Below are 8,642 nucleotides of genomic sequence, written 5' to 3' on the forward strand. Positions count from 1 at the left end.
CCCGGAAGGGTCGCGCCACATGCAGGGATAAGTCACTCAATTAAACAAGGAAGATAATTTCTATGGCCCGATCGTTTGGAGAGCCTCTGACAAAGCTCCGGGCTGTCCCGATTGTCGATAACGGCGAGCCGCTCGTCGATCCCCGGACTCTTTCTCCGAGGGTCGCGTTCTCCGAGAAGCATCCGGCGTTTGAGCATATGAAGTGCGTTCCGCACGTTCGCAAGAGCGTCGCCGAAATGATCGCGAGTGCGGCGGAGGCGCTGCCGCCCGAGGTGACCCTTCAGATATTCGAGGGCTATCGACCGATGGCCCAGCAGCGCTGGATGTACGAGAAGATCAAATCGGACTTTGCGGCGAAGCACCCAGAGTGGAGCAAGGCGACGCTGCATCGTGTCACCAATACAATGTCCGCGCCTCCGGAGGACAAGTGTCCGCCCCCGCATACGACGGGCGGAGCATTCGATCTCTTGCTGATCGACACAAAGACAGGTGAGCCGCTGGACATGGTCTCTCCGTTTGAAATGGATGAGATAAGCGCGCCGACCGATCTCAAAGGACTCAGCGACGTCGCGCAGCGCAATCGGGATTTACTGGTCAAAACTCTGACGGATGCGGGCCTTACGAATTACGTGGGCGAATGGTGGCATTGGTCCTACGGCGACTCCGGCTGGGCGCTGCGTGTCGGCGCGCCCGAAGCGATCTACGGCGCGCTGCCGGCGGATACTTCTCCTGTTTGAAGTGTGCTGTGTTAAATCGAGATTAAGCTTCCGCTCCGGCGCTGTGAATCGGCCCGTATTTTTACCGGGACCGGGTATATAGAGTAAGGAATTTCCGAATTCGGTGGGGCGGCGCGGCCGCGCCCAGGAAGGCAATCGGCAGATGAAATTTTTTATCGACACCGCGAATGTGGAAGAAATCAAGAAGGCGATGGAGTGGGGGATCCTGGACGGCGTTACGACCAACCCCAGCCTGATCGCGAAGGAAGGCGTGGACCACAAGACGCGCGTGATGGAGATCGTCAAGGTTGTCGGCGATCTGCCCGTTTCGGCGGAGTGCGTGGAAAGCGATTACGAGAAGCTGCTCGCTGAGGCGAAAGACATTGCGTCTTGGGCTCCGAACATCTATGTCAAGGTCCCGATGACGCCCACGGCGCTGGAAGTCGTCAAAGAACTGTCCCCGAATGGCGTCAACTTCAACGTCACCCTGGTCTTCTCGCTTCCGCAGGCTCTGCTGGCGGCCAAGGCGGGCGCATCGTTCGTTTCGTTCTTTGTAGGCCGTATCGATGATATGGGAAGCGGCGAAGCCGCGCAGAACATCGAAGACGCCGTGCAGATGGTGGAGACTTACGAGTTCCCGAAAGACCCGGAGATCCTCGTGGCGTCCATCCGCGGTCCCCTGCAAGTCGTGGAGAGCATCCGCTCCGGCGCGCACATCGCCACCATCCCGTATAAGATCATGGAGCAGCTGTTCCACCATCCGCTGACGGATCTGGGCGTCAAGAAATTCTACGACGACTATCTGAAAGCCACCGGCAAAACGGCTTAATTCAGATGCCCCCGGGCCCCACAGGGGCATCCTCATATTCTCAATCGCCCAGCGCATTTGCGCTGGGCGATTTTTATTTTCCGCCTCCCCCTCCAGAACGCCAGCATTTCTGCCGATATAGATGATGACAACTTGAAACAGGAGGCCCCGATGCCGTTAGACATTATGTCTGGCTTCAGCGGCGGCGCGGCGCCCACAGGCGCTGCGCTCCCCGGCGCTCCTCCCGTCCCAGGTTCGGAACCGACCGTTTCCTTCGCTTCTCTTCTCAGCGGCCAAGTGACGAACGCCCCACAAAGCGCCGTCAAAAAGCCTGTCGATGAGAAAGCGAATGATAGTACGGACAGCTCGGATCCGGACACAAAGACGGAGGATGCTTCGGCCACGCTGGACCCCTCACTTATCGCGCAGAACTTCGTTCTGCCGACTCAGGCGCCGCAGATCGTACTGCAGCCAATAAAATCAGAGCCCAACGTTCCGTCGATTACGGACCGGACGGCCGGAACCAGTGTCGCAATGGACGCCAGCCCGGTTCTTTCCCGCCTTCAGGCGAGCGGAAGTCAAACCGGCGGCGAATTGCTCTCCACTCTCAAACAAACCATCGCGGGCGCCGCGAAGGCAGTCTCCGCGCCGGCAGATCCGGCGGGGCAGGGCGCTGTCGTCCGTCCATCTGGCAAGCCTACGCCTGCCGCCAATACTGCGTCAGTAATCGCGCCGGCTACGGCGCCGCTCTTGACAGCGCAAACGGCAAACACCGTTTCACTCCCAATGGGGCAAATGGTGAACACCGTTTCGCTCCCAACGGGGCAAACGATGATCGCCGCTCCCGCAGCCTCGCAAATCCTTGTTCAGGATGCGAAGGTTGGGCAAGCGTCTGTGCGGATCGCCGCTCAGCCTATCACCCTCGGTCAAACCGCCAAGACAGTTGTCGGCAAGCCTGATGTCACTGCCCCGGTCGTGTCTTTAGGAATCGCGGCTCCTGTAATCGCGGCTCAGCCGTCGAAACAAGGCGGCGCCGTCCCGGTGATCGCCAATAACGCAGCAGCCCCGATGGCTTCGCAAAGCGCCGTCATCACATCTGTGGCGAATCTACTTCCGTCGGCAAAACCGAATACGGCTGTGCTGAATACTTCCACGCTCTCTGCTCCACTTCAAACGATCTCAGGCGGAGCGGTCCCCGTGCTGCCTACAGTCTTGTCAGACGCCCCTCTGGACCACGGAGACTCTCCGTTTGCAGAAACGATACGCCCTGTCTTCGGCGTGAAACCCACGCTGCTCCCAGTCGGCGCGGCATCCGTGGCCGGGGCAAAGATCGATGCTGGCGCGGAACAGTCTCCAGCACAGGTCGCTTCGGCGCCGGCGAACACGGTCTCGGCGGCGTCGATCGCAAACTCGATCGCGGCGGCGAAGATCATCACCAACTCAGCACCTGTTGTTCAGGCGACGGTCAATATCGCTCCAGCGGTTTCCAGGACAGTCAGCGCCGCGCCGACCCCCAAGGCGGCGGGCGCTCCGGTTACTGCATCGGTGCTCGAAACAGCTCCGGTCGCAGCGCCGGCGAACGTGGCCTCAGCAACGAACGTGGCCGCGCCGGGCAATCTGTTGGCGTCAGCCAATTTCGCGACGCCAGCCTCGGCTTCCAGCAGCGTCGCCATCATGAATCCGGTCCTGGAAAGCGTTGTTTCGACCGTTCCCACATCGGTTGATATCTCCGGAAAAATAACCCTGCAAAAAATACGGGGGCTCTCCGATAATAAGAATGTGAGCGGCGGAGAGGCGCAAACGAAAGGCGCCGGGAAAGAAAACGCGGTGAACTTGCTGCAATCGCCCAGCGGAAAAGTTTCCGTCAATCGCGGTTACAACAGTTCCTCTTCTCTTTCCGAAGCCCTCGTCAAAGCGGAAATTACGACGGACGGCGCCAAGAACGGAAACGACGTAACGATGACAGCGACGCTGAGTGGTTCGGAAACGGGGAAGACGGCGGCAATGATCCAGGATCAGCCGGCGACTGTACAAATGCCCGCTCAGGACCGCGCCGCGATGATCACGAAAGTCGTGGACAAGATCGGTGAGATGACGCTGGACGCAAAGGGGACGGGCGGCGACAAAGTGACGCTGCAGCTTCACCCGCAGGATTGGGGCCAGCTCAATCTGACGGTGACAATGACGCCTAAAGTAGACGCCAGCGGCCAAACGATCACAGTGGTTACGGCGCATGTCGCGGCCGAGAACCCCGTCGTGAAGCAGGCGCTGGAAAGCCACCTGAGCGATCTGCGGCGCAGCCTAAGCGAACATGGACTGAAACTGGACAGTATGACGGTAGTCGTCGATGCTGCTTCCACGGTGTCCGCGGCGGCTCAGTCGAGCGGAAGCGGACTGAACTCGGACCACCGCCAGTCGAACGACGGCGGGCAGTCCCAGCCGCAGAACAGCCAGTCTTCGGCGCAATCCGGCGGCTTCGACGGCTCCGGCCAGAACGGCCGCGCCTTCGCCGACTTCGGTTCCGGACAGTTCAGCGGCGGCCGGCAGGGCCATCAGAACGATCAGGCGACCTGGACCGCGCACGATGCGGACCTCGACATCGCGCCGGCGGCGGTCACTCGCTCGAATGCTTCCAGCCGGATCGATTACCGAGCCTAACCAAGGAGAAACAGAATGTCCGTCACAGCACAACTTCCGATTACAGGCAGTACTTCCACTCCCGTTCCGACAAACGCCAGCGGAACCGCGATTACCGACAAGACCGACAGTAAAACGCAGTTTTTGAAGCTTTTGGTGACACAGCTTCAGAACCAGGATCCACTCGATCCGACCGACCAGAAAGAGATGCTCGCGCAGCTGGCGCAATTCTCCTCGCTGGAGCAGATGCAGAACCTCAATTCGACCCTGACATCTTCTTCTCAGCTGCAGCAGCTCGGCCAGGGATCTTCCCTGATCGGCAAAACGGTTACGACCACCACCGATAAAGGCGAAGTTGGCCCTTCTGGAGTGGTGACCTCAGTCGTGATGAAGAGCGGCGTCGCCTATCTTCATATCGGCTCCGACGATGTGGAGATGTCCACCGTCAGCACTGTGAAGTGACGCTCATATGACCAGTGTCGACATTGAAAACAGAATAATCGGCGCGATCCCGCGAACTGGAGCCTCTAAGCCTGCTGCTGTTCCGGCCGCAAATCCATCAACCTCCGGACCGAGCTTCGGCCAGATCCTTAGCGATCAGCTTGTCGTGAGCGGAGCGAAAGCGAACGTTAAGTTCTCCGGACATGCGCAAAGCCGATTGGCTTCACGCAATATCCAACTGACCAGCGAAGACATCGCGAAAATCGGCGACGGCATTACGAAAGCCGCAGCCAAAGGCGCAAAAGAATCGCTGTTCCTGACCGACAAAGCCGCCCTCGTCGTCTCCGTGGCGAACCGAACGGTGATTACCGCCGTGGACAAAACGGCCCTTAAAGATAACATCTTTACCAATATCGATAGCGCCATGATCATCTGAGATCGCGGCCAGACCGGCGCGAAGCGCCAAAAGACAACACGGCCGGACCTCCGATCGAGGACGCCGTAATTCACCGCCGACGGGAATGACTGACCGCCGGCAATTACAAAACCTTAGGAGAGTTATTTAAATGCTGCAAGCAATGTACAGCGGAGTTTCCGCAATCCAGGCCCACCAGACCAAGATGGAAGTCATCGGCAACAATATCGCCAATGTCAGCACCACGGGCTACAAAGCGGGACGCGTCACCTTCAAGGATCAGCTTTCCCAGACCCTGCAGGGCGCCTCCGCCGGCTCCGCCGCTTCGGGCGGCACCAACCCGGTGCAGCTTGGCCTCGGCGTCGCCATCGGCTCGGTGGACACGATCTCCAGCCAGGGCGGCCTTCAGAGCACCTCGAAGCCGACGGACCTCGCCATCCAGGGCAACGGCTACTTCATGCTCGGCGACTCCTCCGGCGTCTCCTTTACTCGTGACGGCTCCTTCACGGTCGACAACAGCGGCAACCTGGTGAATTCTTCCACGGGAGCCTTCGTCCTAGGCTGGCAGGCCGACCCCACCGGCGCTATCGATACGACTAAGCAGCTGACGCAGAGTTCCAACCTGAGCATTCCCGTCGGCGGCCTGATCACCACGAGCCCGACGAAGAACGTGATCTACTCGGGCAACCTGAGCGCCGAAGCCAAGCCCACCGACGCCGCCTATACCCGCACCGTCAAGGTCTACGACAGCCTCGGCGAAGCGCAGAATATCACACTCTCCTTCAAGCGGGACGCTCCTCCGGTGGCGCCGGCGACTTTGCCGAACGGCACCACCAGCTCCTGGACATGGACCGCCTCTGGAACCGGCGTCGCCGGCACCGGGAAAGTCTTCTACGGCAGCACCGGCAAGGAAGCCCTCTCCACCGGCACCATTGCGCTCTCCCCGACCGATGGATCCACATCGCCGCAGGGCATCAAGCCCGACTTCAGCGCGACGACCCAGGTCTCCGGCGGATCCGGCGTCATCCCGGACAGCCAGGATGGTTTCGGACCCGGTACGCTGCAATCCTACAGCATTGACCAGACGGGCGCCATCGCCGGTATCTTCAGCAACGGTATGAGCCGATCACTGGGACAGATCGCGATGGCGGGCTTCTCCAACCCCGAAGGTTTGGAGCGGGCCGGCGGCAACGCGTTCAAGGAATCTGTCAACTCCGGCAGCGCGCACATCGGCACCGCGACCCAGGACGGATTGGGCAAGATGAGCAGCGGCTACCTGGAGCAGTCCAACGTGGACCTCAGCAGCGAGTTCACCAGCATGATCGTCACGCAGCGCGGCTTCCAAGCCAACACTAAGATCGTCACCACGGTCGATGAGATGCTGAACGACGTAATCGGCATGAAGCGATAATCTTCTCACCTTGCTTCCCGGAGGCGGCGTCGCCTTCGGGAACAGAAAGGGTTCCCCCTTATGATCACTGTCACCCGTTTCGATCATTCCGAGTTTATCGTCAACGCCGATCTGATCGAGTTTGTCGAGTCGCTTCCCGATACGCACATTACCCTGGTCACTGGAAAGAAGTTGCTGGTGCGCCAAACCGCGCAGCAAGTGGTGGATCTCGTGCTGGAGTATCGAAGGCAGGCGGGACCGATTCTTTGGAGACCGACAAGCTCACACACCGAGCGTCGCGAAGAAGCACTGGAGTAGCGAGAAAGCCGCACTGGGAGATTACGCATGGATTTAGCAACAATCATTGGTCTTGTACTCGCGTTCGGAGCCTTCTTCGGCTCAATCATTCTGGAGGGAGGCAGCCTTGCCGCCCTCATCAACCCCTCCGCGATGCTGCTGGTTTTCGGAGGCACACTGGGCGCTACGATGGTGTCCGTACCTCTTTCCACGGTCATCGGTATTCCGAATGTCGTCAAGCACGCCTTCTTCGGCAAGCACATGGATACCGCGCACGTGATCGAGACATTGGTCGGCTTTGCCGAGAAAGCGCGCCGCGAAGGATTGCTCGCGCTGGAAGAGCAGGCCCGTGAGATCGACGACGAGTTCCTCAAAAAAGGCATTCAGCTGGCGATCGACGGCACCGATCCCGAAATGGTCCGAGAAATCATGGAAACGGAAGTCGCGTTTCTCGGACAGCGCCACGCCGAAGGAGCGCACTTCTTCGCAACTCTCGGCGGGTTCGCTCCCACACTGGGCGTTATCGGAACGGTCTCCGGTCTGGTGCACATGCTGGAAAACCTTTCGGACCCTGGTTCGATGGGACCGAGTATCGCGGCGGCGTTTATCGCAACCCTCTATGGGGTTTGCACCGCCAACCTGATGTTCCTGCCGCTGAGCTCGAAGCTTAAGCATGCAAGTCAGGAAGAAATTCTGGTGCGGGAGATCATGACCGAAGGCATCCTCGCCATTCAAGCCGGAGATAATCCGCGCATTGTGGAAGAAAAGCTCAAGGCGTTTCTTTCGCCCAAGAAGCGCAAGGCGATCGAAGCAGCCTTGCAGGCGGCTTAAGTTACGAACAATGGCTTCTCTTCCTAAGGAAGGGAAGCCATACGGGCGACTAGCCCCACGGAGGAAAGTAGAGCCATGGCAGGCCGAAGAAAAAAAAGAGGCGGCGAAGGTGAACATGAGAACGCCGAACGCTGGCTGCTGACATACGCGGACATGATTACGCTCCTGGTGGCGTTTTTCATTATGCTCTATGCGATGTCCGTAATGAACATTAAAAAATTCGAGCAGCTCGCGACATCGGTTCGAGGCGGTTTTGGCGGAAACATGATGAACGGCGCGCCGAACATCACGCATGGAGGGGGCCTAGACGGTTCCCCGGCAGTTGTCAATGACAGTAAACATGCAGACGTGCCGCCGACAGCTGAGGAATTTCCGAAACTCGGCAAATCGAGTGGGGAAAGCGCGGACAAAAAGAACCTCGACCATGCGTATGAGGTCATGTCGGCGTATATCAAAGAGAAAAAGCTGAGCAAGGTCATGAATGTCGTTCAGACCTCGCGCGGCGTGATCGTCACGGTCATGACGGACAAAATGCTCTTCGCCAAGGGCGGAGCGGATTTGAAGCCGGATGAACTGGCGCTGCTGAACGAAGTGGCGAAGGTCGTCAATACCGTCCCAAACAATGTGCGTGTTGAAGGCCATACGGATAACCTGGCGATTCATACGCCGCGTTACCCCTCGAACTGGGAGCTTTCGGTGACCCGCGCCACGACCGTGCTGCGGTATTTCAACCAGCGCGGCGTCAGTCCGAGCCGCTTGGAGGCAGCCGGCTACGCTGACCAGCATCCAATCGTCTCCAATGACACCGAGGAAAGCCGCGCTCGAAACCGCCGCGTGGAAATTGTGCTTCTGAGGCAAAACCCAGCATAATTCCGGATAACAGCTGGTAAAATTGGCGCCGATAATTGTACTAACAAGGTCACACTAGAGGGGCCATTGTCCAGGAAGGTCAATTTTCGATGTCGACTAACAAAGCACAAACACCGGCGGACGGAAGCGCGGCGACCGGGAAAAAATCCCCAGTCATGATGATCGCGATTGTAGCCGTCATCCTGCTGGCTATAATCGGAACGTTTATTGTCACAAAGTCCGTCTCCGCTAAGAGCA

Annotated in this window: 9 protein-coding genes; all 9 read left to right on the forward strand. The window is 58.9% G+C overall.

Annotated features, from left to right (window positions below; genetic code table 11):
• Positions 1-62 precede the first annotated feature (62 nt).
• The 9 genes from ABIZ35_RS09735 to ABIZ35_RS09775 all read left to right on the forward strand — a co-directional run bounded on the left by ABIZ35_RS09735 (position 63) and on the right by ABIZ35_RS09775 (position 8,405).
• Positions 63-737, forward strand: a complete 675-nt coding sequence (locus ABIZ35_RS09735) for a M15 family metallopeptidase (RefSeq protein WP_348219696.1) — start codon at positions 63-65, stop codon at positions 735-737.
• Between the two features lie 142 nt (positions 738-879).
• On the forward strand, positions 880-1,545 hold the full coding sequence (gene fsa, locus ABIZ35_RS09740; RefSeq protein ID WP_348219697.1) for a fructose-6-phosphate aldolase: 666 nt from the start codon (positions 880-882) through the stop codon (positions 1,543-1,545).
• Positions 1,546-1,695: 150 nt separating this feature from the next.
• The gene (locus ABIZ35_RS09745) at positions 1,696-4,182 is read left to right on the forward strand and encodes a flagellar hook-length control protein FliK (protein WP_348219698.1); all 2,487 of its coding nucleotides are present in this window, start codon (positions 1,696-1,698) and stop codon (positions 4,180-4,182) included.
• A gap of 15 nt (positions 4,183-4,197) precedes the next feature.
• Positions 4,198-4,623: a flagellar hook capping FlgD N-terminal domain-containing protein gene (locus tag ABIZ35_RS09750; protein ID WP_348219699.1), complete on the forward strand. Its 426-nt coding sequence runs from the start codon at positions 4,198-4,200 to the stop codon at positions 4,621-4,623.
• Positions 4,624-4,630: 7 nt separating this feature from the next.
• Entirely contained in the window at positions 4,631-5,038 is a 408-nt protein-coding gene (locus tag ABIZ35_RS09755; protein ID WP_348219700.1) for a TIGR02530 family flagellar biosynthesis protein, read from the forward strand.
• A 130-nt stretch (positions 5,039-5,168) separates the two neighbouring features.
• Positions 5,169-6,428, forward strand: coding sequence for a flagellar hook protein FlgE (locus ABIZ35_RS09760; RefSeq protein WP_348219701.1), 1,260 nt, complete (start codon positions 5,169-5,171; stop codon positions 6,426-6,428).
• 60 nt (positions 6,429-6,488) lie between these two features.
• A complete protein-coding gene (locus ABIZ35_RS09765) occupies positions 6,489-6,725 on the forward strand; it encodes a flagellar FlbD family protein (protein WP_348219702.1) in 237 nt (78 codons plus the stop codon).
• Between the two features lie 27 nt (positions 6,726-6,752).
• Entirely contained in the window at positions 6,753-7,535 is a 783-nt protein-coding gene (locus ABIZ35_RS09770; RefSeq protein ID WP_348219703.1) for a flagellar motor protein, read from the forward strand.
• Positions 7,536-7,610: 75 nt separating this feature from the next.
• Entirely contained in the window at positions 7,611-8,405 is a 795-nt protein-coding gene (locus ABIZ35_RS09775) for a flagellar motor protein MotB (protein WP_348219704.1), read from the forward strand.
• Positions 8,406-8,642: the final 237 nt, after the last annotated feature.

Origin of the sequence: Capsulimonas sp. (assembly GCF_039929585.1) — a bacterium.
In the GTDB taxonomy this organism is placed as follows: domain Bacteria; phylum Armatimonadota; class Armatimonadia; order Armatimonadales; family Capsulimonadaceae; genus Capsulimonas.

Coding starts and splice junctions, on each gene's coding strand:
- ABIZ35_RS09770 (WP_348219703.1), top strand. CDS start 6,753: ATGGATTTAGCAACAATCATTGGTCTTGTACTCGCGTTCGGAGCCTTC.
- ABIZ35_RS09755 (WP_348219700.1), top strand. CDS start 4,631: ATGACCAGTGTCGACATTGAAAACAGAATAATCGGCGCGATCCCGCGA.
- ABIZ35_RS09750 (WP_348219699.1), top strand. CDS start 4,198: ATGTCCGTCACAGCACAACTTCCGATTACAGGCAGTACTTCCACTCCC.
- fsa (WP_348219697.1), top strand. CDS start 880: ATGAAATTTTTTATCGACACCGCGAATGTGGAAGAAATCAAGAAGGCG.
- ABIZ35_RS09765 (WP_348219702.1), top strand. CDS start 6,489: ATGATCACTGTCACCCGTTTCGATCATTCCGAGTTTATCGTCAACGCC.
- ABIZ35_RS09735 (WP_348219696.1), top strand. CDS start 63: ATGGCCCGATCGTTTGGAGAGCCTCTGACAAAGCTCCGGGCTGTCCCG.
- ABIZ35_RS09775 (WP_348219704.1), top strand. CDS start 7,611: ATGGCAGGCCGAAGAAAAAAAAGAGGCGGCGAAGGTGAACATGAGAAC.
- ABIZ35_RS09745 (WP_348219698.1), top strand. CDS start 1,696: ATGCCGTTAGACATTATGTCTGGCTTCAGCGGCGGCGCGGCGCCCACA.
- ABIZ35_RS09760 (WP_348219701.1), top strand. CDS start 5,169: ATGCTGCAAGCAATGTACAGCGGAGTTTCCGCAATCCAGGCCCACCAG.